The organism is Janthinobacterium sp. AD80 (assembly GCF_002878455.1).
Taxonomy (GTDB): Bacteria; Pseudomonadota; Gammaproteobacteria; order Burkholderiales; family Burkholderiaceae_D; genus Janthinobacterium.
In genome coordinates this window covers 22,197-47,288 of record NZ_NRDQ01000068.1, presented here as the reverse complement: position 1 = coordinate 47,288, position 25,092 = coordinate 22,197, and the positions used below count along the sequence as shown (strand labels likewise).

26 protein-coding genes, 4 tRNA genes and 1 riboswitch are annotated in these 25,092 nt (G+C 62.3%); of the genes, 19 read left to right on the top strand and 11 right to left on the bottom strand.

The annotated features are described in order from the left end of the window. Positions 1-164 precede the first annotated feature (164 nt). Positions 165-1,412, bottom strand: coding sequence for a serine hydroxymethyltransferase (gene glyA, locus JaAD80_RS14790; protein WP_102295052.1), 1,248 nt, complete (start codon positions 1,410-1,412; stop codon positions 165-167). Between the two features lie 111 nt (positions 1,413-1,523). Further along, positions 1,524-1,648: riboswitch (ZMP/ZTP riboswitch) on the bottom strand. Positions 1,649-1,964: 316 nt separating this feature from the next. On the opposite strand from glyA, the gene ybgC reads away from it, so the two are divergent. The 9 genes from ybgC to JaAD80_RS14745 all read left to right on the top strand — a co-directional run bounded on the left by ybgC (position 1,965) and on the right by JaAD80_RS14745 (position 7,664). Next, positions 1,965-2,366: a tol-pal system-associated acyl-CoA thioesterase gene (gene ybgC, locus JaAD80_RS14785; RefSeq protein ID WP_102295051.1), complete on the top strand. Its 402-nt coding sequence runs from the start codon at positions 1,965-1,967 to the stop codon at positions 2,364-2,366. 47 nt (positions 2,367-2,413) lie between these two features. After that, entirely contained in the window at positions 2,414-3,103 is a 690-nt protein-coding gene (tolQ, locus tag JaAD80_RS14780) for a protein TolQ (protein ID WP_102295049.1), read from the top strand. 15 nt (positions 3,104-3,118) lie between these two features. Further along, positions 3,119-3,559, top strand: a complete 441-nt coding sequence (locus JaAD80_RS14775) for an ExbD/TolR family protein (protein ID WP_258003006.1) — start codon at positions 3,119-3,121, stop codon at positions 3,557-3,559. Between the two features lie 48 nt (positions 3,560-3,607). After that, a complete protein-coding gene (gene tolA, locus JaAD80_RS14770) occupies positions 3,608-4,627 on the top strand; it encodes a cell envelope integrity protein TolA (RefSeq protein ID WP_102295047.1) in 1,020 nt (339 codons plus the stop codon). A 5-nt stretch (positions 4,628-4,632) separates the two neighbouring features. Then, positions 4,633-5,901: a Tol-Pal system beta propeller repeat protein TolB gene (gene tolB, locus JaAD80_RS14765; RefSeq protein ID WP_374755248.1), complete on the top strand. Its 1,269-nt coding sequence runs from the start codon at positions 4,633-4,635 to the stop codon at positions 5,899-5,901. Positions 5,902-5,941: 40 nt separating this feature from the next. After that, positions 5,942-6,463 (top strand): peptidoglycan-associated lipoprotein Pal, encoded by a 522-nt coding sequence (gene pal / locus JaAD80_RS14760; protein WP_102295043.1) that lies wholly within the window; start codon positions 5,942-5,944, stop codon positions 6,461-6,463. A gap of 134 nt (positions 6,464-6,597) precedes the next feature. Next, positions 6,598-7,356, top strand: a complete 759-nt coding sequence (gene ybgF, locus JaAD80_RS14755) for a tol-pal system protein YbgF (protein ID WP_102295041.1) — start codon at positions 6,598-6,600, stop codon at positions 7,354-7,356. A gap of 67 nt (positions 7,357-7,423) precedes the next feature. Further along, positions 7,424-7,499: transfer RNA gene (locus tag JaAD80_RS14750), tRNA-Lys, on the top strand. Between the two features lie 89 nt (positions 7,500-7,588). Beyond that, positions 7,589-7,664, top strand: a tRNA-Lys gene (locus JaAD80_RS14745). Positions 7,665-7,668: 4 nt separating this feature from the next. Here JaAD80_RS14745 and JaAD80_RS30350 read toward each other — a convergent pair. From JaAD80_RS30350 to JaAD80_RS14730, 4 genes are all read right to left on the bottom strand, one after another. Beyond that, positions 7,669-7,866: a hypothetical protein gene (locus JaAD80_RS30350; protein WP_146012393.1), complete on the bottom strand. Its 198-nt coding sequence runs from the start codon at positions 7,864-7,866 to the stop codon at positions 7,669-7,671. A gap of 389 nt (positions 7,867-8,255) precedes the next feature. Beyond that, the gene (locus tag JaAD80_RS14740) at positions 8,256-9,020 is read right to left on the bottom strand and encodes a hypothetical protein (protein WP_146012392.1); all 765 of its coding nucleotides are present in this window, start codon (positions 9,018-9,020) and stop codon (positions 8,256-8,258) included. A 413-nt stretch (positions 9,021-9,433) separates the two neighbouring features. Beyond that, complete coding sequence (locus JaAD80_RS14735; protein WP_102295037.1) at positions 9,434-10,558, bottom strand: acyltransferase; 1,125 nt, start codon at positions 10,556-10,558, stop codon at positions 9,434-9,436. Positions 10,559-10,677: 119 nt separating this feature from the next. Beyond that, on the bottom strand, positions 10,678-11,022 hold the full coding sequence (locus JaAD80_RS14730; protein WP_102295072.1) for a helix-turn-helix transcriptional regulator: 345 nt from the start codon (positions 11,020-11,022) through the stop codon (positions 10,678-10,680). Between the two features lie 106 nt (positions 11,023-11,128). On the opposite strand from JaAD80_RS14730, the gene JaAD80_RS14725 reads away from it, so the two are divergent. Continuing rightward, positions 11,129-12,217 carry an NADH:flavin oxidoreductase/NADH oxidase gene (locus JaAD80_RS14725; RefSeq protein ID WP_102295070.1) on the top strand — a complete coding sequence of 363 codons (1,089 nt, stop codon included), beginning with the start codon at positions 11,129-11,131 and terminating at the stop codon, positions 12,215-12,217. On the opposite strand, the gene JaAD80_RS14720 is transcribed toward JaAD80_RS14725, so the two are convergent. Together JaAD80_RS14720 and JaAD80_RS14715 are read right to left on the bottom strand one after the other, a co-directional pair. Next, positions 12,211-13,707: an MDR family MFS transporter gene (locus tag JaAD80_RS14720; protein ID WP_258003005.1), complete on the bottom strand. Its 1,497-nt coding sequence runs from the start codon at positions 13,705-13,707 to the stop codon at positions 12,211-12,213. The genes JaAD80_RS14725 and JaAD80_RS14720 overlap by 7 nt on opposite strands. Beyond that, positions 13,704-14,162: a MarR family winged helix-turn-helix transcriptional regulator gene (locus tag JaAD80_RS14715; RefSeq protein ID WP_102295035.1), complete on the bottom strand. Its 459-nt coding sequence runs from the start codon at positions 14,160-14,162 to the stop codon at positions 13,704-13,706. The genes JaAD80_RS14720 and JaAD80_RS14715 overlap by 4 nt, the downstream gene beginning before the upstream one ends. A gap of 120 nt (positions 14,163-14,282) precedes the next feature. On the opposite strand from JaAD80_RS14715, the gene JaAD80_RS14710 reads away from it, so the two are divergent. Then, positions 14,283-14,358 (top strand) — tRNA-Lys (locus tag JaAD80_RS14710). A gap of 81 nt (positions 14,359-14,439) precedes the next feature. Continuing rightward, positions 14,440-14,515, top strand: a tRNA-Lys gene (locus JaAD80_RS14705). A gap of 197 nt (positions 14,516-14,712) precedes the next feature. Here the strand turns inward: JaAD80_RS14705 and JaAD80_RS14700 are convergent. After that, complete coding sequence (locus JaAD80_RS14700) at positions 14,713-15,480, bottom strand: helix-turn-helix domain-containing protein (protein ID WP_102295034.1); 768 nt, start codon at positions 15,478-15,480, stop codon at positions 14,713-14,715. Positions 15,481-15,546: 66 nt separating this feature from the next. Here JaAD80_RS14700 and JaAD80_RS14695 point away from each other — a divergent pair, with 66 nt between their 5' ends. Beyond that, entirely contained in the window at positions 15,547-15,804 is a 258-nt protein-coding gene (locus JaAD80_RS14695) for a hypothetical protein (protein WP_102295031.1), read from the top strand. 68 nt (positions 15,805-15,872) lie between these two features. Beyond that, positions 15,873-16,478, top strand: a complete 606-nt coding sequence (locus JaAD80_RS14690) for a YigZ family protein (protein ID WP_102295030.1) — start codon at positions 15,873-15,875, stop codon at positions 16,476-16,478. A 16-nt stretch (positions 16,479-16,494) separates the two neighbouring features. Here JaAD80_RS14690 and JaAD80_RS14685 read toward each other — a convergent pair whose 3' ends face one another. The 3 genes from JaAD80_RS14685 to JaAD80_RS14675 form a co-directional block, all read right to left on the bottom strand. Continuing rightward, entirely contained in the window at positions 16,495-16,977 is a 483-nt protein-coding gene (locus JaAD80_RS14685) for a hypothetical protein (RefSeq protein ID WP_102295028.1), read from the bottom strand. A gap of 128 nt (positions 16,978-17,105) precedes the next feature. After that, positions 17,106-17,495, bottom strand: coding sequence for a hypothetical protein (locus tag JaAD80_RS14680; RefSeq protein WP_102295027.1), 390 nt, complete (start codon positions 17,493-17,495; stop codon positions 17,106-17,108). A 9-nt stretch (positions 17,496-17,504) separates the two neighbouring features. After that, positions 17,505-17,882: a nuclear transport factor 2 family protein gene (locus JaAD80_RS14675; RefSeq protein WP_102295025.1), complete on the bottom strand. Its 378-nt coding sequence runs from the start codon at positions 17,880-17,882 to the stop codon at positions 17,505-17,507. A 271-nt stretch (positions 17,883-18,153) separates the two neighbouring features. On the opposite strand from JaAD80_RS14675, the gene JaAD80_RS14670 reads away from it, so the two are divergent. The 5 genes from JaAD80_RS14670 to JaAD80_RS14650 all read left to right on the top strand — a co-directional run bounded on the left by JaAD80_RS14670 (position 18,154) and on the right by JaAD80_RS14650 (position 24,873). After that, the gene (locus JaAD80_RS14670; RefSeq protein WP_102295023.1) at positions 18,154-19,554 is read left to right on the top strand and encodes an L-cystine transporter; all 1,401 of its coding nucleotides are present in this window, start codon (positions 18,154-18,156) and stop codon (positions 19,552-19,554) included. Positions 19,555-19,640: 86 nt separating this feature from the next. Then, a complete protein-coding gene (locus JaAD80_RS14665; protein WP_102295022.1) occupies positions 19,641-20,405 on the top strand; it encodes a histidine phosphatase family protein in 765 nt (254 codons plus the stop codon). 24 nt (positions 20,406-20,429) lie between these two features. Further along, positions 20,430-21,308 (top strand): NAD(P)H-hydrate dehydratase, encoded by an 879-nt coding sequence (locus tag JaAD80_RS14660; protein ID WP_102295020.1) that lies wholly within the window; start codon positions 20,430-20,432, stop codon positions 21,306-21,308. 112 nt (positions 21,309-21,420) lie between these two features. After that, positions 21,421-23,934: a TonB-dependent siderophore receptor gene (locus JaAD80_RS14655; RefSeq protein WP_258003003.1), complete on the top strand. Its 2,514-nt coding sequence runs from the start codon at positions 21,421-21,423 to the stop codon at positions 23,932-23,934. A 15-nt stretch (positions 23,935-23,949) separates the two neighbouring features. Continuing rightward, on the top strand, positions 23,950-24,873 hold the full coding sequence (locus JaAD80_RS14650) for an S-adenosyl-l-methionine hydroxide adenosyltransferase family protein (RefSeq protein ID WP_102295019.1): 924 nt from the start codon (positions 23,950-23,952) through the stop codon (positions 24,871-24,873). Positions 24,874-25,092: the final 219 nt, after the last annotated feature.

Sequence of the window (25,092 nt, the reverse complement as noted above, 5' to 3'; positions counted from 1 at the left end):
CAATTAGAGACTATTCCGGTAAGGAGCGTCTGCAGCAGATTGCTCATCGGTCGCGCGGACAAGGCGCGAGGAGGACGCATGGCGCGCCATGCTACGACGGGCAAGGCAGTACCCGCTTCCGCGGGGTGTCTGCTGCGGATGTATTCGTTTACCGGAACAGGCTCTTAAGCTGCGTATACCGGATGGGCATCGGCCAGCACTTTCACGGCCGCTTTCACGCGCTCGATGGTGGCGGCGTCATGCGGATTGTCCAGCACGTCGGCGATCAGGTTGCCCACTTCTTCCGCTTGCGCTTCCTTGAAACCGCGCGTCGTCATCGCCGGGCTGCCCAGGCGGATACCCGAGGTGACGAAGGGTTTTTGCGGGTCGTTCGGAATACCGTTCTTGTTGCAGGTGATGTGCGCGGAACCGAGGATGGCTTCGGCTTCCTTGCCCGTCAGGTTCTTGGCGCGCAGGTCGACCAGCATGACGTGCGATTCGGTGCCGCCGGAAACGATGCGCAGGCCGCGCTTGATCAGGGTCTTCGCCAGCACGTCGGCGTTCTTGACCACTTGCTTCTGGTATTCGACGAACTCGGGGCTCAGCGCTTCCTTGAAGGCAACAGCCTTGCCGGCGATCACGTGCATCAGCGGGCCGCCCTGGATGCCGGGGAAGATGGCCGAGTTGATGGCTTTTTCGTGTTCGGCCTTCATCAGGATGATGCCGCCGCGCGGGCCGCGCAGCGATTTGTGCGTGGTCGAGGTGACGAAGTCGGCGAACGGCACCGGGTTCGGGTACAGGCCGGCGGCGATCAGGCCCGCGTAGTGGGCCATGTCGACCATGAAGTAGGCGCCAACTTCCTTGGCGATCTTGCCGAAGCGCTCGAAGTCGATCTTTTTCGAGAAGGCGGACGCACCGGCGATGATCAGCTTTGGCTTGCGTTCGCGGGCCAGGCGTTCCATGGCTTCGTAGTCGATGTCTTCTTCGGCCGTCAAGCCATAGGACACGACATCGAACCACTTGCCGGACATGTTCAGCGGCATGCCGTGGGTCAGGTGGCCGCCTTCGGCCAGCGACATACCCATGATCAGGTCGCCTGGTTTCAACATGGCGAAGAACACGCCCTGGTTCGCCTGCGAGCCCGAGTTCGGCTGCACGTTCGCGCATTCGGCGCCGAACAGCTGCTTCACACGGTCGATGGCCAGTTGCTCGGCGACATCGACGTACTCGCAGCCGCCGTAGTAGCGCTTGCCCGGGTAGCCTTCGGCGTACTTGTTCGTCAATTGCGAACCTTGCGCTTCCATCACGGCTGGCGAGGTGTAGTTCTCCGACGCGATCAGTTCGATGTGATCGTGCTGGCGCGTGTTTTCTTTTTGAATGACGGCGAACAATTCAGGATCGACGTTGGCGAGGGTATGATCTTTTGCAAACATGTAAAAACTCCAAGTATGAGGGTGCTTGTACTGGCAGGTTGGATCGAATGAGGGGAGCCGGCGTTAAGTGAACAACAACATTGGACGGGCAGCCTCTTCGTGCTTTTCCATAGTGGCTACCCAGGCGAACGGCTGATGAAAAATCTCACGTTTCCCGGTGGGTGCCCACCTTTCGCCGGTTTGCCGACCGCCAATGAGGAAGATCGCCCGACTTTTCGCCAGTCACGTGAGACGTAATGGAATGCAAATTGTAAGTTAAGTGCCCAAATTGAGCAAGGAATGCAACGGTGCGGCTATAATCGCCGCGCGCCACCGCAGCCCGGGCGCGCCGCGGGCCACGCCCGGGGACTAGGCGCCGGTTCTTAAGCTGAACTTAAACCTGGCCAGGGCATGTAAGCGTATGTTACGAGGCTTGCCATTGCGCCCCCCGGATTTACAATGCTGCGGTGCAACTTGCATGCCGCTTTTGCATGGCATTCCGGCAAACGCTTTCAGTCACTACAAGAAAAATCGCGTAAAATGTTGCTCAATCTCACTACTGGCGCAATAAACATGCCTTCAGTCTTTACCTGGAACGTACGTGTCTACTATGAAGACACCGACGCCGGCGGCATCGTCTATTACGCAAACTACCTGAAATTCTTCGAGCGCGCGCGCACAGAATGGCTGCGCGCCATCGACGTGGGCCAGCAGGAATTGCTGCAACAGCACGACGCGATGTTCGTTGTCAAAAGCGTCAACGCCGACTATCATGCGCCAGCCAGGCTCGATGACACGTTAAGATTAACGTTAAGCATAGAAAAAATGGGGCGCGCCTCCATCGTTTTCCTGCAACAAGCCTGGTGCGGCGACAGCCTGCTCAACACGGCCCGCGTCAAGATCGGCTGCGTCGATTCGGCATTGCGCCCGCGCGCCGTGCCCGATGCAGTGGCGGCCCGCATGCGCGCCGCCTGAGCCCTACCCGCCACCCCCGGACAATTCACCCAACAGACTGCCAGCCAATGAACGTTACACAAGATCTTTCTTTCCTCGCGCTCATCTCCAATGCCCACCTGATCGTGCAACTGATCATGGCCCTGCTGCTGCTGATTTCCCTGACCAGCTGGACCTATATTTTCCGCAAGATGTTCGCCGTGCGCCAGGCGCGCAAGCAAACCATCGAGTTTGAACGCAGCTTCTGGGCCGGCGGCAACCTGCACGCGCTGCACCAGAACGCCAGCGGCAACCGCGACCAGAGCGGCGCGCTGGCCCGCATCTTCGATGCCGGCATGGGTGAATTCATCAAGGGCAAGGCCTCGTACACGACGCGCGAAGCGCTGGACGTCGGCGCCGTGCTCGACGGCGCCCGCCGCGCCATGCGCGCCGCTTTCCAGCGCGAGATGGATGCACTCGAATCGCACCTGGCCTTCCTCGCCTCCGTCGGTTCCGTCTCGCCATACATCGGCTTGCTGGGCACCGTGTGGGGCATCATGAACGCCTTCCGCGGCCTGGCCAACGTGCAGCAAGCCACGCTGGCCGCCGTCGCGCCCGGCATTGCCGAAGCGCTGATCGCCACCGCCATCGGCCTGTTCGCCGCGATTCCCGCCGTCGTCGCCTACAACCGCTTTTCGCATGACATCGACCGCCTGGCGATCCGCTTCGAGAGCTTCGTCGAGGAATTCTCGAACATCTTGCAGCGCCAGTCGCGCTAAGAGGGAGCAGCAGCCATGGGTTCCTCATTCAATAGCGGCGGCATGCGCGGCGGCCGTGGCCGCAAGTTCAAGTCGGAAATCAACGTCGTGCCGTATATCGACGTGATGCTGGTGCTGCTGATCATCTTCATGGTGATGCCGTCGTCGAACAATCCCAGCGTGGTGAACTTGCCCAACGCGGAAAAATCGGCGAAACCGCCTGATGACTATATTCAGATCGTGCTCAAGCCAAATGGTTCGCTGTCAATCGGCGTCATCGGCAAGGAGCAGTTGTCGCCGGAAACGGAACCGAACCGCGACGCCCTGCTGCGCAAGCTGCGCGGCTTGCACGAAACCAATCCCGAGTATCCGGTGATGATCGCGGGCGACAAGGAAAGCAAGTACGACGACGTGATCCAGCTCATTTCGGAAGCGAAGAAGATGGGCATCACCCGCGTTGGCCTGGCCACCAAGTAAGCGCAGCACCCTGTTTCCAGACTTGACCGTTTTTAGATAGACTAGACTTTGCAGACCAAACAAATCGACCATGTACTCGGCAAGCCCTACAGCGTGCCGCGCGAACGCAGCCGCTGGCCCTCGCTGGGCCTGGCGCTGGCGATGCACCTTGGGCTGCTGTTTTTCCTGTGGGTAGGCGTACACTGGCAAAATACGGAGCCGGTCGCCGTGGAAGCGGAAGTATGGGACATGCAGGTGCAGACGGCCGCGCCGCCACCCGACGTGGCGACGGAACCGGAGCCAACGCCTGCGCCGCCGCCGGAACCGGAAGTGGAGCAGCCAGCCCCGCCGCCACCACCGCCGGTGGCCGCGCCCGAGCCGAAGGTCGACCTGCGCGAGGCGGAAATCGCCCTCGAACGCAAGAAGGCAAAGCTGAAGGAAGAGAAAGAAAAAGCGGCGGCCGAAGAGCGCCGCAAGCAGGAATTGAAGGAACGCGAGGAAGAGAAGCGCGAACTGGAAAAACAGAAGCAGAAAGAAAAAGACAAGGCTGAAAAGCTGGAAAAAGAAAAGGCCGACAAGCTGGAGAAAGCCAAGCAGGCCAAAGAGAAAGAAAAGGCGGCGGAAGAAAAAGCCGAGAAAGAACTGGCCGACAAAAAAGCGGCGGCGGAAAAAGCCGCCAAGGCGAAGAAAGCGGCCGACGAGAAAAAAGCCGCCGACAAGGCACGCGCCGCCGAAATGAGCCGCATCACGGGCGCGGTCGGTACGGGAACAACAGGCACGGCCGCGAAAGCGACTGCGCCACGCAAGGACAGCGGCTATGTCGCTGCCCTGACGAGCAAGATCAAGAGCAATATCGCGTACAGCGGTAGCACGGACGTGCCGGGCAACCCGCGCGCCGTGTTCAAGATCGAGCAATTGCCAACTGGGGAAATTATTTCGGTCCGAAAGATTAAAAGTAGCGGCCTGCCGGCGTATGACAGCTCGGTGGAAAACGCCATTAATAAATCGTCGCCACTGCCGAAGAAAAAAGACGGCACCGTGGAACGCGAGATTGAACTCATATTCGAGATGAAGGATTTGCCTAAATGATGACCATGAAAAAAATGAGCTATGTCGTGCTCTGCGCCGGCCTGATGCTGGGAGCATCGGGTGCCCAGGCGCAGCTGCGCGTGGAGATTACCGGGATCGGCAGCAACCAGATCCCCGTGGCTGTCGCCAGCTTTGTCAATGAATCGGCGGCGCCGCAATCGCTGTCGGGCATCATCAAGGCCGACCTGGCGCGCAGCGGCGTGTTCAAGCTGATCGACGCCGATGCGCCCGTGTCGGAAACGGCGCCCGTCAGCTACGAGCAATGGAAGTCGCGCGGCGCCGATGCGCTGGCGGCCGGCACCGTGCAAACCATGGCCGATGGCCGCCTGGATGTGCGCTACAAGCTGTTCGATACCATCAAGGGCGCGCAGCTGTCGAGCATGAATAATGCGGCCGCGCCGCAGTTCAACCGCTTGCTGGCGCACAAGATCGCCGATGACATCTATGAAAAACTGACGGGCGTGAAAGGCGCGTTCGCCACGCGCATCGCCTACGTCACGCAATCGGGCCGCGAGTACCGCCTGGAAGTGGCTGACGCCGACGGCGAAGGCATCCAGGTCGCCCTGCGCTCGAACGAGCCGATCATTTCGCCTGCCTGGTCGCCGGACGGCACCAAGGTCGCGTATGTGTCGTTTGAAAAGAAAAAGCCCATCGTCTACGTGCAAAACCTGGTAACGCGCCAGCGCACCATCGTCTCGAACGAAAAAGGCAGCAATTCGGCACCGAGCTGGAGCCCTGACGGTTCGCGCCTGGCCGTGGCCCTGTCGCGCGACGGCCATACCCAGGTCTACACCGTCAACGCCGATGGCAGCGGCTTGCGCCGCCTGACCACCAGCAGCGGCATCGATACGGAACCTCAATTCTCGGCCGATGGCCAAAGCATTTACTTCACCAGCGATCGCAGCGGCGGACCACAAATCTACCGCATGTCGACCAGCGGCGGCGAAGCCAAGCGCGTGACGTTTGGCGGCTCCTACAACATCAGCCCGCGGATCTCGTCCGACGGGAAGACTCTCGCTTATATTTCCCGTCGCGACGGCAATTTCCAGCTCTACGCGCTCGACCTGGCTAGTGGCCAGGAACTGCGCCTGTCGGACACCGCCAACGACGAATCACCGAGCTTTTCGCCCAACGGGAAATATATCATGTACGCGACCGAATCCGGACGACGCAAGTCGCTGGCAGTGGTATCGGTGGATGGCCGCGTCAAACAGCGTTTGACTACGCAAGCTGGCAATATCAAGGAGCCCACCTGGGGTCCTTTTATGAAGTAATGCAGTACGTTTTACCTTAACCACGACCCGGAGAATAAAAATGAGTAACTTTAAAAGTTTGGCTTTCATCGCCGCTACCGCCGCCCTGCTGTCCGCATGCAGCACCCCAGTCAAAGTAGCTGAAACCCCAGTGGTTGAGCGCGCTCCTGAAAAAGTCGCTGAACCAGTTGACACCCGTCAAGTTCAGCCAGTAACGACCGCATCGGTCGATCCACTGGACGATCCAAAAGGCGTGCTGGCCAACCGCAGCATCTACTTCGATTTCGACAAATACGTCGTGCGTGAATCGGAAACGCCAGTGGTACAAAACCACGCTGCTTACCTGGTCAAAACGCCAGCACGCAAGATCCTGATCCAGGGTAACACCGATGAACGCGGCGGCGCCGAGTACAACCTGGCCCTGGGCCAGAAACGTGCTGAAGCAGTGCGCAAGTCGATGGCCGCCCTGGGCGTGCCAGAAGGTCAAATGGAAGCCGTGTCGCTGGGCAAAGAAAAGCCTAAAGCTCAAGGCAGCAACGAAGCAGCATGGGCAGAAAACCGCCGCGCTGACATCGTTTATTGATGTTCAGCGGTAGGCGCAGCAAGATTCGCGCTTACCTAACTGGCCAGTCATAGGCATAATAATGGGGCGCTGCGCGGAGTATTACCGCCTGGCGCCCCGTTTGCATGTATGCGTAACTTTTGAAAGCCCGACCCATGATGACATTCTCGAAAGCCGGCGTCGCCGCCGCCCTGCTGGCCGCCTTTGCCGCCCTGCCCCTGCACGCCAACGCAGCCCTGTTCGACGACGACGAAGCACGCAAGGCCATCCTGGAGCTGCGCTCGAAAGTCGACGCACTGGCACGCGACATCAACAGCCGCATCGATACCAAGGCGGACAAGACCAGCACCCTCGCCATGCTCAACCAGCACGACCAGACCATGCAAGAGATCGCCCGCCTGCGGGGACAGATCGAAGTGCTGGGCAATGACCTGGCGACCGCGCAAAAGCGCCAGAAAGATTTCTACGCCGACCTCGACGCGCGCCTGCGCAAGCTCGAACCGCGCCAGGTCACCATCGACGGCCAGGAAGCGGCCGTCGGCGTCTCCGAGCAAAGCTCCTACGAAGCGGCGCTGGCGCAGTTCAAGTCGGGTGACTACAAGGGTGCCGCCACGGCGCTGGACGCCTTTGTGAAGCGCTACCCGGAGTCGGCCTACGCGGCCAACGCGCAATACTGGCTGGGCAACGCGTATTACGCCCAGCGCGACTGCAAGAACGCCATCAGCGCCCAGCAAGCCGTCGTGAAGAACTACCCGGACAGCCCGAAGGCGGCCGATGCCATGCTCAACATCGCCAGCTGCTACACGGAACTGAAAGACAAGGCCAACACCACCAAGACCCTGAACGCGCTGATCGCCCGCTATCCGGACTCCAGCGCCGCGCAAACGGCCAAGGAACGGGCCGGCAAAAAGTAAAACAGGGGAAAAAGTTGCCCGTTAGGTTTGACAGAATCCCGGGCACCCCCTATAATCTTTCTTCTTCGGGTCGTTAGCTCAGCTGGTAGAGCAGCGGACTTTTAATCCGTTGGTCGCAGGTTCGAATCCCGCACGGCCTACCACGAATACGCAGTACTGATCTGCTTGCGAGTTGTTATAGCAAGCATTTTTTTACGGCACAGTGTTACCGAAGTTGTTGTGAAAAGTTTTTGGGTCGTTAGCTCAGCTGGTAGAGCAGCGGACTTTTAATCCGTTGGTCGCAGGTTCGAATCCCGCACGGCCTACCAAATACTACAGAGAAGCCAACCGTTCGCGGTTGGCTTTTTTGTTTTGCGCCGCCGTTTCTGCCTGACCTAGAAACAGCTGTGTTCCATGCCACGGGCGCATGTACACCACCTTATGGTCCGCTTTTGCGTATTCAAAATCGATAAAGCGGCGCTGCGGACACATCAACTCCAACCCGGCCTTGTTGCAACTCACTTTCTCCACGACGCTGGGCTCCCACTATCCTTTACGTGGCCGGTGATGATAAGCACCTTTCCTTTGGCGTAATACAGGTCCTCCGTGCAAATAAATCCCGCATCGCTGATCCACCTGATCGCCTCCCCTTGTCGATCCCCATGATATCGAACTACCCACCTGCTTCAGGTACACCTCTTTTGTCAAACGAGCTCAGGAACAGGCGCCCAGGCCAAAGACGGCTAGCAGCACAACTGCCGTCAGCTTCATGAAAGTGATGGTGTAACGCATGCGTCTGCTTGTTATCGTTATATTTCAAATAAGCAAGACTAACAGATGTGAAAATTTCCACATAAAAAACGAGTACCATCCCCGCCATCAGGCAGGATTCCCCTTCTACTCAGCCCTTACACGCCAGATCAATCGAGATTCTTCGTCATCTGATAGGTAATGCCAAGGTTATTGGCCTTTACAATCTTGAACCGCGCACCTTTAAAGCCTATTTCATTTCCTTCACTCAAATCGAATTGAAACTCTTTGGAAAAAGCTGGCCTTGCCATATTGCCGATAAACTCGCGATATGATACCGAAACAACGCCTTTCACCACACCCGAGTACACCAGCTCCCTTTGGAATGATTCAGGACCGGTAATCGTACATTGAGTAGTCTTCAAGATTTCCGCATTCCCAATAGGAAATATTTCCTGCCCCAATCCAATCTTGACCTTGACCGTGACCTCTTGCGATGGAAGAATCATCGTCAAATACACGTCCGGCTTGCCGAGGCCAGTCCGGGGCTCCTTGTCATTGGCGTACTGAAAATTATAATCAGCTGCACGATATGCGGCACCTGGCGTCATTGCAACCTTCAAGGGAAACAAGGTCAGCGTAAAGTCCTGTCCATAGGAACGCCCGGACAACTGAACGGATTGATCGAGCGAAAACGCATAGCTCTCGGTGCCCGCCATCACATCGGTTTTATAGGTCGCAATCATCGTCTGGCCTATCTCGGCGACAGTTTCCACTCCGATTCGGGGCATTGTGAATACCCTGGATTCCAGCTTCTTTCCGTATGTGCTACCGCAGGCTGGAAAAATTTGAGCGTCGGCAATGGCATCGGCCCAAGCAACATTAACGCAGCCGGCCGCAAGGATAGTCAGCGTTATGGCGGAACTATTTTTCACTGTCATTTCTTCCTCTGGTTGTCATTATTTTTCGGATGCATTCAGGCGTGCGGACCGAGGGGCCAATCCGATGACACCAGATCGGCCCCGAGAGTTTGCCGTTAAGGCGAGCCCCCCCCCCCAGGGGGGGGCAATATCGGCATTGTGGAACTCATGCCCATCATGCACGCATTGCGAAGTCGAACGCCAGCGTGAGAACCCGGAAATAGCACAGCGCCAGCAGCGGTAAAATAGAAAGCACCAGGCCAGCAATGCGCAAGCGACGGCAGTATGAAGCGCGACTTCTTATAATCATTTTTATAAAGTACAGGCGAAATTAAACGGGGCTCGACCATTATCAAGCCCTACAGCATAGCATCTTGATCACTAATAATGTGCCGTTCAGCAATTCGCTGACCGCCGTCGACGGGACCTCAGCCCAACACGGGCCGCGCGCGCAAATGCGCCACGACCAGCGGCACGATCCGTCCCAGCGGCAGCTCCACCCAGCGGTGAAACGCGGCACCGGCCGCCACGCTGGCGCTCCAGGCCGTCAGCATGCCCAGCGCCTGCCATGCCGGCTCGAGCGGCACGTAGGCGGTAAACAGTGCGTTGACCAGCAGGCTGACGGGAAAGTGCACAAGGAAGACGGCGTAGGAAATACGCCCCAGCGCGTTGACGATGTTCCAGGCCCGGCCATGGGAAGGCGTGCGGGCGCGGCCGAACAGGATCAGCGCGCAGGCGACGATCAGGGCCAGCGCGATGCGGCTGCGGTAGTCGATGGCCAGTCCCAGCAGGACGGGCAGCGCCATCATGCCCATGAGCGCCGTCATGGCGCCGGGCTTGCGGGCCGGGTCGCTGGCCCACCAGGCCAGCATGCCCAGGCCGTAGCTGCCGAAGAAGTATGGCGCCCAGTCATCCCAATCCGCGTCGAGATTGAAATACAGCAGGGACAAGGTGATGCCCGCAGTGACGGCCAGCGGCATCAGCCAGGGCAGCGTCCGCCGGCCCGCCAGGCGGCCAGCCAGCCACAGCAGCAGCACGGTCAGCAGGTACAGCTGGAAATCGATGGCCACGTACCAGGCGCCGGCCGACAGCGACTCGTAGCCCAGCACGCCGTGCAGCAGCAAGGCGTGGGCGCTCAACTGGCCCAGCGTGACGGCGGCGGACATGGAATCGTGCAGCATCCAGATGCCGGCCACAGGCGTCAGCACGGCGGCAAGTAGTGTGGCGGCGAGGAACGGCGGCGCCAGCTTGGCATAGCGGCGCCAGACGGCTTGCAGGGGGGCCGCCATGCCCGCGCGTCCGGCCGGCGACAGCGACTTGGCGGCCAGGAAGCCGCCAATGACGAGAAACACTTGCACGGCGATGCGGGCGCTGCCGCCCAGCCAGTCCAGCAAGGCGGGCCACAGCGGCTGCACGTAATCGGACATGGGGCCATAGAACGCCAGGTGGTGCAGCACGATCAATTGCGCCGCGCCCGCCTTCAAACCATTGATCCAGCCAAACTGCGGACGATTTGCCAGGTCCGCCTGTGATACCACTGCTACTGCCGTCATTCCCTATCCTTGCCGTGCCAGGTCGTGTCGCCAGCCTGGCGCGCTACAGGCGCGCGGCTGAGGATTTACCGAAAGGCCGACATCATAGCCGAGCCTGGCAAATGGCGGGGCACGGAAGCTCAGGCGGCGGCCTGCCCGCCAGCCTCGCCCGCCATCGCGGCCTGCGGCTGCTGCGCCAGGATGGCATCGAGCAAGCCAGGAAAACGGCTCTCGATATCGGCGCGGCGCAGGGTGTTCATGTGCGTGGTGCCGACGTTCTCCGTGCACACCAGGCCCGCTTCGCGCAAGACCTTGAAATGGTGGGAGACGGTCGATTTCGGCCGTCCGCCATCGAGGTCGCCGCACGCGGCCGCCTCCACGCGGGCCAGGTGGCGCACGATGTCGAGGCGGATGGAATCGCTCAAGGCGTAGAGGACGCGCTCGAGGACGAATTCGCTGGCGGGAGGATGTTTGTGTGGACGCATGAGCAGAATCATACCGCATCGGCTATACTTATTCCATTATTCGAATATTTACGAACTACCGAACAAATTCCATCCTATTTTTATGTCAACCAACACAAAGGCCACCATGTCCGCCCTCTTCCAGCCCTACACCCTCAAAGACATCACCGTGCGCAACCGCATCGCCGTGCCGCCCATGTGCCAGTACATGGCCGTCGATGGCGTGGCCAATGACTGGCATTTGTCGCATTACGCGGGCATGGCCCGTGGCGGCGCCGGCCTGGTGATCGTCGAAGCAACGGCCGTGGCGCCGGAAGGCCGCATCACGCCCGGTTGCACCGGCATCTGGAACGATGATCTGGCGCAAGCCTTTGTGCCTGTCGTGAAAGCCATCAAGGCGGCCGGCTCCGTGCCCGGCATCCAGATCGCCCACGCGGGCCGCAAGGCCAGCGCCAACCGCCCATGGGAAGGCGACGACCATATCGTGGAAGGCGACGCGCGCGGCTGGCAAACCATCGCCCCGTCCGCCATCGCCTTTGGCGGCGGCCTGCCGAAAGTGCCACGCGCCATGGACCTCGACGATATCGCCCGCGTGAAACAGAATTTCGTCGACGCCGCCGTGCGCGCCCGTGAAGTGGGCTTCGAGTGGCTGGAACTGCACTTTGCCCACGGCTACCTGGCGCAAAGTTTCTTCTCGGCCCACTCGAACCAGCGCGACGACATCTATGGCGGCAGCCTGGAAAACCGCAGCCGCTTCCTGCTGGAAACATTGAAAGCCGTGCGCGAAGTGTGGCCCGAACACCTGCCGCTGACAATCCGCTTTGGCGTGCTGGAATTCGATGGCCGCGACGAGCAGACCCTGCTCGAATCGATCGGCCTGGTGCGCCAGTTCAAGGATGCCGGCATGGACATGATCAGCGTCAGCATGGGCTTCACGATTCCCGACGTCTCGATTCCATGGGGTCCGGCCTTCATGGGCCCGATCGCCGAACGCGTGCGCCGCGAAGCGGGCGTTCCCGTTTCGTCCGCCTGGGGCTTCGGCACGCCGGCCATCGCCGAGCGCGTCGTCAAGGAAGAACAGCTGGACCTGGTGATGGTGGGCAAGGCGCACCTGGCCAATCCGCACTGGGCATACTTTGCCGCCAAGGAACTGGGCGTCGAGCGCGCCTCGTGGACCCTGCCGGCACCCTACGCCCACTGGCTGGAACGCTACTGATCGGCCGTCGCCTTTTGCGTTGCCGGATGCCCATCCAGGGGCAGTTCCGGCAGGAACAGCAGGAAGACCAGCCCCACCAGCAGCAACACGGCGCCGGCGCCAAACACGCTGGCAATGGCGTGGCGATACACTTCCACCGTCTGCGCCTGCGCCGCGTGCGCGCCCAGCGCCGAGACGGCTTCCACGCCATGCTGGTGCAACTGGTGCGCGAGGATGGCGCCGGACGCCGTCACGCCCAGCAAGCCGCCCAGCGAGCGGAAGAAGGCCAGCATGGCCGTGCCCACGCCGCGCCGCGCCAGCGGCAAGGCATTTTGCACGGCAATCGTCATGTTCGGCATCACCAGCCCCAGCCCCGTGCCGAGGAAGAAAATGGCCGGCTCGATGATCCAGTAGCCCTGCGACGTTTCCATGGCCCAGGCCAGCACGGCAAACGCCACGACCGCCACAGCCAGCCCTATCACCTGCACCATCTTGTACTTGCCCGAGCGCGACAGCACCCTGCCGTTGAACATCGACGACGCCACCAGGCCCACCATCATCGCTACCGTCATCACGCCGGACTCGGCGGGACTCGTCCCCATCACCAGCTGGAAGAACAGGGGGAAGAACACGCTGGCGCCCATCAGGCCCATGAAGGTCACGGCCATGACCAGGCTGGCGATATTGAAGGTGCGGTTGCCGAACAGGTCGGGCGGCAGCACGGGTTCATCCACCCGCCCCACGTGGACGGCCAGCCAGATACCCAGCAGCACGGCCAGGCCGCCGCATACCTTGATGGCCAGCGCATCCCACGGCCACTCCGTGCCGCCCAGCGCCAGCACCAGCAGCGCCGCCGTGATGGCGCCCGTCAGCAAGGTGGAACCCATATAGTCGATCTGGTGCGCATGCGTGCGCACGGGTTTGCGCATGGCGCGCGCGATGATGTAGAAGGCGACCGCGCCCACGGGCAGGTTCACATAGAAAATCCAGTGCCACGACAGCGCATCCGTGATGACGCCGCCCAATACCGGCCCCAGCACGCTGGTGACGGCAAAGACGATGGGCACCATGCCCTGCCGCTTGCCGCGCTCGGCGGGCGGCACGATATCGCCGATGATGATCTGCGCCAGCGGCATGAAGCCGCCCGCGCCCAAGCCCTGGATGGCGCGAAAGATGATCAGTTCCGTCATGTTCTGCGCCAGCCCGCACAGCACCGAGCCGAGCAAAAAGGTCAGCAGGGCCGTGAAGATCATCGGGCGGCGGCCATACTGGTCGGCCAGCTTGCCATACAGCGGCATGGTGGCCGTCGAGGCCAGCACATAGGCTGTTACCACCCACGACAGATGCGCCATGCCGCCCAGGTCATCGACGATGCGCGGCAAGGCCGTGGCGACGATACTCTGATCCAGCGCGCCAAGGCCAAGCACGGCCATCAGGCCGAGATAGGTGGCACGCACTTCGCGTTCCGTCAGCGGCGCTTCCGCGCCCGCAGTTTTGCCGGCGGCGCTCATGCCTGCCCAATCTCGAGCAGCGGCTGCATGGCGGCGGCCAGCGCCTCCATCTGTTGCGGCGACAGGCGGGCGATGCGCCGCGCCAGCGCATCGCGGCGGCGCGCGCGCAGGGTCTCCAGGATGGCCAGGCCTTGCGCGGACACTTGCAGGCCCGAGCGGCGCCGGTCCTGCGGATCGGGCGCGCCGCGCTCGACCAGCCCCGCTTCTTCCAGGGATTTGACCTGCGCGCTGACGGTGGGCCCGCGCACATTCTGCAGGCGCGCCAGCGCGGCCACGCCGATACCGGGCTGCTCGTGGATCAGGGCCAGCAGCATGTACTGCATCATCGACACGCCGCCCTCCAGCTCGCCCCCTTCGCGCTGCATGGCGCGCAGCAGGCGCTTGAACGCCGTGCGCAATTCATCGGACAGCGCCAGCGCGCGCTCGGGGATGGGAAGGTCTTCGGTAGTGGACATGGGAATATATAAGTAGGTAGGCTATCTACCTATATTATGCCGTCTCCGCGCGCCCTGCAAGGCTTTTTTCCATCCTTGCCCTTCCCAAAACCGCCTTTGGCCGTCATAATAGCCGCCCTTGGGTCGTTAGCTCAGCTGGTAGAGCAGCGGACTTTTAATCCGTTGGTCGCAGGTTCGAATCCCGCACGGCCTACCAAGAATTTGTGGCCTGTTTGCAAGCCTTCATGGCAAGCACATGCCGCACAGCGTTACCGCAGTTCAGTTGTAAAAAGTTTTTGGGTCGTTAGCTCAGCTGGTAGAGCAGCGGACTTTTAATCCGTTGGTCGCAGGTTCGAATCCCGCACGGCCTACCAAATACGTCAGAGAAGCCAACCGTTCGCGGTTGGCTTTTTTGTTTTCTGGTTCATTTCTGACCCTCTAGCCGATTTCACCCAGCTTCACACATATCGCATGATCACGCAGGCCTTGCTTCGGAAATTGTATTCTTAAGTAATCCATTGGACATGAGCATGCTAAGACTAATATTCTTGCGCGTGAATTATCAGGTTATTCACATAAGACCATACCTCCCCGGCGTCACCCCCATCACCCGCTTGAACATGGCGATGAAGGCGCTGACCGTGTCGTAGCCCAGATCCAGCGCAATGGTCGTGACGGGCTGGCCGGCCGCCAATAATTCCAGGGCGCGCAGGATGCGGGCGCGCTGGCGCCAGGCCGAGGGCGTAAAGCCGGTCTCGGCCGTAAAACGGCGCGCCAGGGTGCGCGGCGAGACGCCGGCCCAGGTCGCCAGCGCTGCCACGCCCCGCTCGTCGGCCAGGTCGTCGAGGATGGCGCGGGCCACGCGCAGCAGGCGCGGGTCCGTGGGCAGGGGCAAGCCGAAGGATTCATGCGGTAAGGCGGTGATTTCGTCGAGGATCACGCCTGCCACCCGTGCCTGCCGCGCGTCCAGCGCGCCATCTTGCCAGCCGCTGGCGCGGCCTACGGCTTCGCGCAGCAGGCCGGAAACACACATCACGCACGGCGCGGCGGGCAGGCTGGCGCAACTGGCCTCGTCCACATACACGCTCCAGCCCGCAAACGGACCGTGCGAGCGCAGCGCATGGACATGATGGGGCGGCATCCACACGCAGTGACTGGCCGGCACGACCCACTGCCCGCTGTCGGCAGCCACGGAGAGCAAGCCCTGGACTGCGCCGAACAGCTGCCCGCTGGCATGGTGATGCGGCGGCGTCACCCGCTCCTGCGCCTGGGAAATGCGCAAGGCACGCAGCAATAACTGCGGCGGCAAGATTGACTGATTTGGCGTATCGATAGTCATAAACAACGCAGACAAGACAATTGCGCCATCATACAGTGGAGTCTTTCAATACTTCAGGAGTTCACCATGCGTGCGGAAGACGTCTTACCGGATGAGCAGAACGAGGGCCAGTTCAATGGCATCAGCGTGCGCAAGGGCACGGTGGGTGCCTTCCTGGGCAATACCAGGCGATGGCTGGACGAGTCCGGCAGCAGCGTTGAGCGCAGCACTGCCGAGCGCGACATCCTCGACGCCTTGCCTGCCTTGCACGCGCTGGGGCTGTTCGACATTCTGCAGGTGCGCGACACCCGGCTGCGCGAACTGGTGGCCAAAGCTGGGGCATAGCCAGCCCCTGGCTCGTCCCGGGCGCGCATTTCCTCTATCATGCTGCTTTGCCCGCCCTTGCTCCCGCCATGCCGTTTACCATTGCCACCCCCGTCCACAGCGAACTGATCATCAAGAAAAGCCGTTTCATTGGCTGCGTGCAGCCGATGACGGACCGCGCCAGCGCGCAGCAGGTGGTCAATGACTTGAAGGCGCAGCATCCGGGCGCCTGCCATGTGTGCTGGGCGCTGCTGGCGGGCGGACAGTCCGCGGCCGTCGATGATGGGGAGCCGAGCGGCACGGCCGGGCGGCCCATGCTCGACGTGCTGCGCCACCAGGACCTGGAAGGCGTGCTGGCCACTGTCGTGCGTTATTTTGGCGGGATCAAGCTGGGGGCCGGCGGCCTGGTGCGGGCCTACACGGATAGCGTGGCGCAGGCGCTGCTGCAGGCGGAAAAGACGGCCATCGTGCGTCAGCGCACCCTGCGCTGCACGCTGCCTTACGCGATGGAAGGCATGCTGCGCCGCGAACTCGATGCGGCCGGCGCCACCTTGCTGAACGTGACGCATAGCGACATCGTGCTGTTCGACTTCAGCCTGCCGGAAACGGCGGCCACCGCCCTGCTGGCCCATCTGGAGGAAGCCGGCAATGGGCGCATTGCCTGGCTGGCTGCCGAGGACGAAGACCCGGACTGACTGAAACGAAGGCCGCTTATTGCACGCGGCGTACTTTCGGCGAATTGTTCGTGCCTTCCACCTTCAGGAAGTAGGTGCCGATAAAATTGCGTTCCACAGTGACCTTCGGATTGGTCATCGGCGCCAGCACGGCGGAGCTGCCATCGATGATGCGCCACACCTGGCCATTGCTCAATTTGATCAGCTCATTGCCGCTCCAGCCATCGAACTTGCCGGCGATGCTGCTGCTGATCGACTTGTTTTCTTCCGGCTCGGCCGATTTTGGCGCCTTCACCGCTTCCATGCCGAAGCTTTGCTCGCGCTGCTGTGGCGTCGGCGCGGCGACCACGGCCGCTGCGGCGGCCACGGGGGCGGCCACCCTGGCGGCGCCGCTCAATGGAATGGCGTCATAGCATTTCACGCGGCTGGGCACATCGTTCAGGGAGCGGCATTGCAACAGCGCGGCATCATCAGCCACGGCGGCGCCCGATACCAACAACAACAAAAAGAGAGCTTTCATTGACATTCTTTCAAAAGTAATGGAGTTGCGCCAGGCAGGCTGATTGCCATGCTTGTGGAAACTGATTATATCGATAGCGGGCAGCCGTGGCATGATGATCTTGCCACGGCATGCAGGCTTGCCACAGTTCAGGGCCCGCGCGGGCGCTTGATCTGCAACAAAATGAAATGCGTCCAGGCCAGCGCCGGCAACACCACCAGCACCAGCGCCAGGCCGGCCGGCATGTCCGGCACGAAACGCACGAAGCAGGCAAGGAAAGCGGCGATGGCCAGCCAGAAGCGCCAGTTGAAGGCATAGGCCTTGCGCGCCACGGTGGCCAGCGCGATGCGCCAGAATTCCAGCAAGGCCCACAGGCCGCCCGTCAGCAGCAGGGCCGCCAGCGCGTTGGCACCGGGCGCCTCGGTCCAGGTGCGCACCAGCTGGTACAGCAGCACGGGGTAGCCGGCCGTCACGGCCAGCGTGGCGGGCCCGGCGGCAATGACAGCTTCCAGCAGCTGCCCTTTGGAACGATGATCCACTGCCACTCCTTACGCCACCACGCCCGAATGGGCGGCGATCACTTGCAGCGCGCCAGCCTCATCCTGCGCCCATACGCGCGTAAAACGGAAGTCGCCATGCGTTTCCACGTCGTGATAGCTGCCCGTCAGCTGCATGCGCACGGAGACCACGGCCACGTTGCCATTGATGCGCACATGGCGCTCGGAAGCGCGCAGATCCGTGATGGTCAGCAGGCGCTGCTCGTGCGCGGCCAGGTCCGCATGCTTGCTCAGCAAGTGGCCCAGGTGATTCGTAAACAGCAAGTCGTCCGCCAGCAGGACAGTCAGCTCGGCCACGTCGGATGCCATCATGGCCTGGCGCAGGCGCTCTTCCGCATCCAGCACTTGTACTTCCGTCAAAGCATTCATTGTTTTCCTTATTAAAATAACGCGCGCCATATTAGCAAACGGGAAAAGCATGCTGGCATGAAATGGCCAGATGCACAATCATCCCAAAGGCTTATCGCTGCGCTTATGCCTGTGGGGAATATTCATATAGCGTAATATTCGCAGCGGCATGGCGCAGAACGCCCCCATAGTACTGTACAGTGCTTGCCCTTCCGCCCCAGGCTGGGGCAGGCGTGAGCTGTAGTACAGTTGCTTTCTGCAGTCTCGAATAAAACCAAGATAAGGCCCACTCATGGCAATTAACATCATCCTGAACCTGCTCGTTGCGTTGATCGTCTTCGCCTTCATGTTCCACCAGCAACGCAAGCACGCCACCTTCACCGTGCGCGTGTTCACGGGCCTGGGCCTGGGCGTGCTGCTGGGCGCGGCCGTGCAAGGGCTGTACGGCGCCGGTTCGCCCATCATCGCGGGCACCAATGAATACATCGATATCGTCGGCAGCGGCTATGTGAAACTGCTGCAGATGATCATCATGCCGCTGATCATGGTTTCCATCATCTCCGCCATTCTGAAGCTCAAGGACGCCAGTTCGCTGGGCAAGATCAGCGCGCTGACCATCGGCACCCTGCTCATCACCACCACGGTCGCCGCCGCGATCGGCATCCTGATGGCCAAGCTGTTCGGCCTGACGGCTGTCGGCCTGACGTCAAGCGCCGCCGAAGTGGCGCGCGGCGTGCAGCTGCAAGGCTCGCTGGAAACGGCGAAAGCCCTGTCGCTGCCGAAACTGCTGGTCAGCTTCGTGCCGACCAACCCCTTCCTCGACATGACGGGCGCGCGCAAGACCTCGACCATCGCCGTGGTGGTGTTCTCCATCTTCATCGGCATTTCGGCCACCGGCATTGCCGCGAAAAAGCCGGAGATCTTCGCCGCGTTCGAAAGTTTCATGAAAGTGGCGCACGCCATCGTCATGCGCATGGTCACCCTGGTGCTGCGCCTGACGCCGTATGGCGTGTTCGCGCTGATGTTTGAAGTGGTGGCCTCGTCGAGCTACACGGACATCTTGAAACTGATCAACTTCGTCGTCGCCTCGTACAGCGCGCTGATATTGATGTTCCTGGTGCACCTGGCCATCATCGCCGGCGTCGGCCTGAACCCGCTGCGCTTCGTGAAGAAAGTCTTCCCCGTGCTGGCTTTCGCGTTTACCTCGCGCACCAGCGCCGGTTCGATCCCGATGAGCGTGCAGACGCAGACGCAGCGCCTGGGCACGCCGGAAGGCATCGCCAACTTCGCCGCCTCGTTCGGCTCGACCATCGGCCAGAATGGCTGCGCCGGCATCTATCCCGCCATGCTGGCCGTGATGATCGCCCCGACAGTCGGCGTCGACCCGTTCACCATCAGTTTCCTGTTGCCATTGCTGGCCATCATCACCATCGGTTCCGTCGGCGTGGCCGGCGTGGGCGGCGGCGCCACATTTGCCGCGCTGATCGTGCTGTCGGCGATGGACTTGCCCGTTGCGCTGGCCGGCTTGCTGATCTCCGTCGAACCGCTGATCGACATGGGCCGCACGGCCCTGAACGTCAGCGGCTCGATCACGGCCGGCACCGTCACCAGCCGGGTCATGGGACAGACCGACCTGGCCGTCTACAACAGCGACGACGCGCCCGACCTGGACGAAGCGGAACATACGGCTTAAGCCTTCCAGAAAATCCAGCGGCGCGCCGCGCCTTGCCGCTTTCGTCTATATTTATTAACAATAAATGCAGAGGAAGGCGCAAGGCGATGGAACAGAAATGGCCGCAGCAATTGTGGATCGTGCGTCACGGCCAGAGTGCCGGCAACGTGGCGCGCGATGCCGCCGAAGCGGAAAAACAGCTGCTCATCGCCATCGCCGAGCGCGATGTCGATGTCCCTCTCTCGGAACTGGGCGCGCGCCAGGCGCAAGCCCTGGGCGACTGGTTCGCCACCCTCCCCCCTGAACAACAACCGACCGTGGTGCTGTATTCGCCGTATGTGCGAGCACACCAGACGGCGCAGGCCGTGCTGGCACGCCTCGATGCGGACAGCCTGAATGCCGTGGTGGCCGACGAGCGCCTGCGCGAAAAGGAATTCGGCATCCTCGACCGCCTGACCGTGCACGGCATCGCCAGCAAATACCCGGAACTGCACGCGCAGCGCCAGCACGTGGGCAAATTTTATTTCCGCCCGCCCGGTGGCGAAAGCTGGTGCGACGTCATCCTGCGCCTGCGCAGCGTGCTCGACACCATCACGCGCGAATACCGGGGCGAGCGGGTGCTGATCGTCGGCCACCAGGTCATCGTCAACTGCTTGCGCTACCTGCTGGAACGCTGCGACGAGCAGGCCATCCTGGCCATCGACAAGGCGGCCGACGTGCCCAATTGCGGTGTCACTTCGTATGCCTTCAACCCTGCCCTGGGCAAGCATGGCAAGCTGCAGCTGGACCTGTGCAACTTTGTCGCGCCGCTGGAGGCATCGGGCACACCCGTCACGGCCCAGCCCGACATGCCGGCCGCGCCCAAGTCCTAACGTCTTCCTGCCAGGAGATCGAACATGCCCGCCACCGACATCACGCCCGCCCTGCTGCGCTCCTGGCCATTGCCCATGCCCGCCGCCGATGGCGACAAGGAAGTGCGCGGCCACTTGCTGATCGTTGCCGGCTCGGCGGAAATGCCGGGTGCCATCCTGCTGGCGGCCACGGCTGCCCTGCGCGCCGGTGCCGGCAAGCTGACCCTGGCGACGGGCACGTCGGTGGCACCGCAAGTGGCCATCGCCATGCCGGAAGCGCGCGTTATCGGCCTGGACGAAACGGCGCCGGGCGGCTTCCGGCACGAGGCGCGGCACCAGCTGGCGCCGCTGGCGGGCAAGGTCGATGCCGTGCTCGTCGGCCCAGGCATGTGCGATACGCCCGCCACTTGCGAACTGATGCGCCATTTATTGCCCCTGTTCGCCGGCAGCCGGCTGATCCTTGACGCCTGCGCCATGCAGGTCGTGCGCAAACCCCCGCATTTCCGCTTCGGGCAGCCGGTGCTGCTGACGCCGCACGCGGGCGAGCTGGCGCAACTGATGGGCATCCCGAAAGAGGCCGTGCTGGCCGACCCGCATGCCTGCGCCATGGAAGCGGCGCGGCGCTGGCACGCCATCGTCGCCCTGAAAGGCGCGCTCAGCGTGCTCGCCATGCCCGACGGCACCACCTGGACGCATGCGGGCGGCAATATCGGCCTGGCCATTTCCGGCTCCGGCGACACCCTGGCCGGCATCATCACGGGCCTGGCCGCGCGCGGCGCGCCGCTGGAGCAAGCGTGTGCCTGGGGCATCGCCCTGCATGCGCTGGCGGGTGAACAGCTGGCCTTGCGCTTCGGCATCCTCGGCTACCTGGCGCGCGAAATCCCGGCCGAGATTCCCGCCCTGCTGCGCCATCTGGCGGTGTAAAAACAACAGCATAAGCATATCCGGAAAGAATCGTTAGCGCCGGCGGGCGCCTCCCTTAAGCTCATGGCAACTGTTTCCAGACGAACACTAATCGAGCCCAAAGGACACCGCCGTGCAGCCGCGCCATTTCTCCCCGCCACCCCCGCCATCCCCCCTTCCCGCCACGCCCCTGCGCGCCATCGTGCTGGCCTGCGCCATGCTGGGCGCACCATCCGCCTGGGCACAGGAGGTACAAAACGCTTCCGCCGAAGCGGTCACGGCCACGGCCAGCATCGACCAGGTTACCGTCGTCGGTTCGCGCGCGCGCAACCGCACGGTGTTCGACAGCAGCGTGCCGATCGACCGCTTCGGCGCGCGCGAAGTGGACAACGCGCTGGCATCGGGCGACGTGGGCGCGGCCCTGCAGGCGCTGTCGCCGTCGATCAACTTCCCGCGCATCGAGTCGAGCGGCGCGTCGGACTCCGTGCGCGGCATCCAGCTGCGGGGCCTGGCGCCCGACCAAGTACTGGTGCTGATCAACGGCAAGCGGCGCCACACCAGCGCCGTGCTGGACACGGAAAGCAGCTTTGCCGGCACGGTGCCGGTGGACATCAACGCGATTCCGCCCAACGCCATCGACCATATTGAAATCCTGCGCGACGGCGCCGGCGCCCAGTACGGCAGCGATGCCGTGGCCGGCGTCATCAACATCGTGCTGAAAAAAGCCCGCACGGGCGGCACCGCGTCCGTCAGCTATGGCGCCAACCACACGCATTTCGACCCCACCGGTGAAACCCTGACGGATGGCCAGAGCGTCATCGTCAACGCCGATTACGGCGTGCCGCTGGGCGAGGCCGGCTACTTCCGCTTCGGCGCGGAAACGCGGCGGCGCTCGCCCACGGAGCGGGCCGGCCCCAGCGATGCGGGCTGGACGTCCTACAATTTCACGCCCGCCGACCAGGCCCTCGATGGCAAGGTGCTGTTCAAGTCGGGCGACTCGCGTCAGCGCAACAACTATCTGTTCTACAACACGCAGCTGACCCTGGCCAATGGCCTCGACCTGTATTCGTTCGCCACCCTCAACGAACGCAAGTCCGATGGCAGCGCCTACTTCCGCTACCCGGGCGACCCGTCGAACGTGCCGGCCCTGTATCCGAACGGCTACCGCCCCGTCACCAATGGCGACAAGCGCGACCTGAGCGTGGTGGCCGGCGTGCGCGGCAGCTTGGGCGAATGGAACTGGGACGCCAGCGCGCGCCACGGCAGCGACCGCTTTGACTATGGCGTGCGCCACTCCGTCAACGCCTCGCTGGGGGCGGCCAGCCCCACCAGTTTTCACCTGGCCGGCTTCGACTTCCGCCAGGACGCGCTGAACCTCGACGCCACGCGCAGCCTCGACATCGGCTTGCCCGCACCCTTGAGCCTGGCGCTGGGCGCGGAATGGATGCGCGAGAGCTACACCAGCTCGGCCGGCGACCCGGCTTCGTACGCGGCCGGCGGCAACACCGATGCGCCACCGGGCGCACAGGCCGGCCCCGGCTTGCGCCCGACGGATACGTATGACGGCAGCCGCCAGATCCGTTCCGTGTATGCGGACGTGGAGACCGACCTCACGCCGCGCCTGCTGCTGGGCGCCGCCGCCCGCTATTCGGACTACAGCGATTTCGGCAGCGCCAGCACGGGCAAGCTGTCGAGCCGCTACAAGGTGACGGACACCTTCCTGGTGCGCGGTTCGCTGTCGAACAGCTTTCGCGCGCCGGCCCTGGTGCAGACGGGTTTCCGTTTCGCCACCCTGAACTTCAATGCGGATGGCACGGCGCTGCAAACGGCGGCCCTGCTGCCGGCCAGCGACCCGCTGGCGCGCAGCTTCGGCGCGCAACAGCTGAAGCCGGAGAAGTCGACCAATGTATCGCTGGGCCTGGCCTGGAAACCGGCGCCCGCCACCAGCCTGACGGTGGACGCCTACGTGATCCGCATCCGCGACCGCATCACGCGATCGAGCGACTTGCAAAGCGACGCCGTCACCGCCTACCTGGCCGCGAATGGCCGCAGCGACATCCAGTCCGTGGCCTACCTGGCCAACCTGCTCGACACGCGCACAAAAGGCCTGGACGTGGTGCTGAACCATGACCTGGCGTTCGTGTCAGGCAAGCTGAACCTGAATGCGGCGCTGAACCTGAACAAGACCAGCCTGGACAAGGTACGCCAGAGTTCCACGGCGCTGGCCGCCATCGACCCGGACCTGACCCTGCTGACGGAGACGAGTTTATTCCGCATCAGGAACGCCTCGCCAAACAGCAAGCTGATCCTGGGTGCCGACTGGCAGGCGGCGGGCTGGGGCGTGCAGGCGCGCGCCACGCGCTTCGGCGAGTTGAAAGATTTTTCCTATGACAGCGATGCGCCCCTGATCGACGGCATCCCCGCGCAGCGCTTCGGCGCCGTCTGGTCGCTGGACCTGGAAGGCCAGCTCAAACTGGGCAGGCAGCTGACCCTGAGCGTGGGCGGCAACAACATTCTCGACCGCTATCCGCAGCGCGTGCGTGAAACCAACAACGCCACCTATGGCGGCGCCCTGCCCTACAATTTCATCAACCCCATCGGCGTGAACGGCGCGTATTTTTACGCCAAGCTCAGCTATACATTCTAAAAACGGAAAGAGCACATGATCATCAAACGCATTTCTCACCTCGTCGCCGGCGCCTGCCTGAGCGCACTCATGCTGTCCACCGCGCAAGCCGCGTCCCCGCTGGTGCTGATGACGGACTTCGGCACGGCCGACGGTGCCGTCTCCGCCATGCATGGCGTGGCGTATGGCGTCGATCCCCAGCTCACCATCTCGGATCTGACGCACCAGATTCCCGACTACGATATCTGGCTGGGCGCCTACCGTTTGTACCAGACGGCCAACTACTGGCCGCAAGGCACGGTATTTGTTTCCGTCATCGATCCGGGCGTGGGCACGAACCGCAAGTCGGTGGTGCTGAAAACCAAGGGCGGACGCTACTTCGTCGGGCCCGACAATGGCCTGTTCACCCTGATCGCCGAACGCGATGGCGTGGCCGAGCTGCGTGAAATCGATGAAAAGGTCAACCGCCTGGCCGGCTCCGCCGAGTCGTACACCTTCCATGGCCGCGACGTCTACGCGTATGTGGGTGCGCGCCTGGCCTCGGGCGCCATCAGCTATGAACAGGTGGGACCGCAACTGCCGAGCGAATCGGTGGTCAGGATCGCATATCAAAAGCCTGTGCGCGACGGCAATACCATCCGCGGCATCGTGCCCGTGCTGGACGTCAAGTATGGCAATGTGTGGACGAACATCCCGAAATCCCTGCTCGACGAATTGCAGGTAAAACTGCACGATCCGCTGCAAGTACGCATCCTGCACAAAGGCAAGCAGGTAGCCAAGGTCACGGCGCCGTTCGAGCACACGTTTGGCGGCGTCGCCAAGGGCAAGCCCCTGGTCTACCTGAACAGCCTGCTCGACGTGGCCGTGGCCATCAGCCAGGGCGACTTTGCCGCCAAGCACCACATCGAATCGGGTGTGGATTGGGAAGTGGAAGTAAGCAAGGCCCCGGCCGCCAAGTAAGCCGTTTAGACGCGGCCAGGACGTTCTGTCCTGGCCCATCCGCCGATTTCCGCTACAGGTTTGCGCTACGTCAAACCAAACGCTCGCCATACCGCGCCAGTGCCGCTCATTTGTAACTGCGGTGAACCTGTGCCCGTCCACCTACTCTAAATTTTGCAAACGATGCCAGCCTTGTTCCAGATGCACTATCTGGCGAGGCATGCTTTTCCACGACAGCAT

Coding starts and splice junctions, on each gene's coding strand:
- JaAD80_RS14720 (WP_258003005.1), bottom strand. CDS start 13,707: ATGAGCGCCGCCGGCAAAACTGCGGGCGCGGAAGCGCCGCTGACGGAA.
- JaAD80_RS14695 (WP_102295031.1), top strand. CDS start 15,547: ATGCGTGCGGAAGACGTCTTACCGGATGAGCAGAACGAGGGCCAGTTC.
- JaAD80_RS14685 (WP_102295028.1), bottom strand. CDS start 16,977: ATGAAAGCTCTCTTTTTGTTGTTGTTGGTATCGGGCGCCGCCGTGGCT.
- JaAD80_RS14660 (WP_102295020.1), top strand. CDS start 20,430: ATGCCCGCCACCGACATCACGCCCGCCCTGCTGCGCTCCTGGCCATTG.
- pal (WP_102295043.1), top strand. CDS start 5,942: ATGAGTAACTTTAAAAGTTTGGCTTTCATCGCCGCTACCGCCGCCCTG.
- ybgF (WP_102295041.1), top strand. CDS start 6,598: ATGATGACATTCTCGAAAGCCGGCGTCGCCGCCGCCCTGCTGGCCGCC.
- JaAD80_RS14675 (WP_102295025.1), bottom strand. CDS start 17,882: ATGAATGCTTTGACGGAAGTACAAGTGCTGGATGCGGAAGAGCGCCTG.
- JaAD80_RS14725 (WP_102295070.1), top strand. CDS start 11,129: ATGTCCGCCCTCTTCCAGCCCTACACCCTCAAAGACATCACCGTGCGC.
- JaAD80_RS14650 (WP_102295019.1), top strand. CDS start 23,950: ATGATCATCAAACGCATTTCTCACCTCGTCGCCGGCGCCTGCCTGAGC.
- JaAD80_RS14700 (WP_102295034.1), bottom strand. CDS start 15,480: ATGACTATCGATACGCCAAATCAGTCAATCTTGCCGCCGCAGTTATTG.
- ybgC (WP_102295051.1), top strand. CDS start 1,965: ATGCCTTCAGTCTTTACCTGGAACGTACGTGTCTACTATGAAGACACC.
- tolB (WP_374755248.1), top strand. CDS start 4,633: ATGAAAAAAATGAGCTATGTCGTGCTCTGCGCCGGCCTGATGCTGGGA.
- JaAD80_RS14665 (WP_102295022.1), top strand. CDS start 19,641: ATGGAACAGAAATGGCCGCAGCAATTGTGGATCGTGCGTCACGGCCAG.
- JaAD80_RS14775 (WP_258003006.1), top strand. CDS start 3,119: ATGGGTTCCTCATTCAATAGCGGCGGCATGCGCGGCGGCCGTGGCCGC.
- JaAD80_RS14715 (WP_102295035.1), bottom strand. CDS start 14,162: ATGTCCACTACCGAAGACCTTCCCATCCCCGAGCGCGCGCTGGCGCTG.
- tolQ (WP_102295049.1), top strand. CDS start 2,414: ATGAACGTTACACAAGATCTTTCTTTCCTCGCGCTCATCTCCAATGCC.
- JaAD80_RS14730 (WP_102295072.1), bottom strand. CDS start 11,022: ATGCGTCCACACAAACATCCTCCCGCCAGCGAATTCGTCCTCGAGCGC.
- JaAD80_RS14735 (WP_102295037.1), bottom strand. CDS start 10,558: ATGACGGCAGTAGCAGTGGTATCACAGGCGGACCTGGCAAATCGTCCG.
- JaAD80_RS14690 (WP_102295030.1), top strand. CDS start 15,873: ATGCCGTTTACCATTGCCACCCCCGTCCACAGCGAACTGATCATCAAG.
- glyA (WP_102295052.1), bottom strand. CDS start 1,412: ATGTTTGCAAAAGATCATACCCTCGCCAACGTCGATCCTGAATTGTTC.
- JaAD80_RS14670 (WP_102295023.1), top strand. CDS start 18,154: ATGGCAATTAACATCATCCTGAACCTGCTCGTTGCGTTGATCGTCTTC.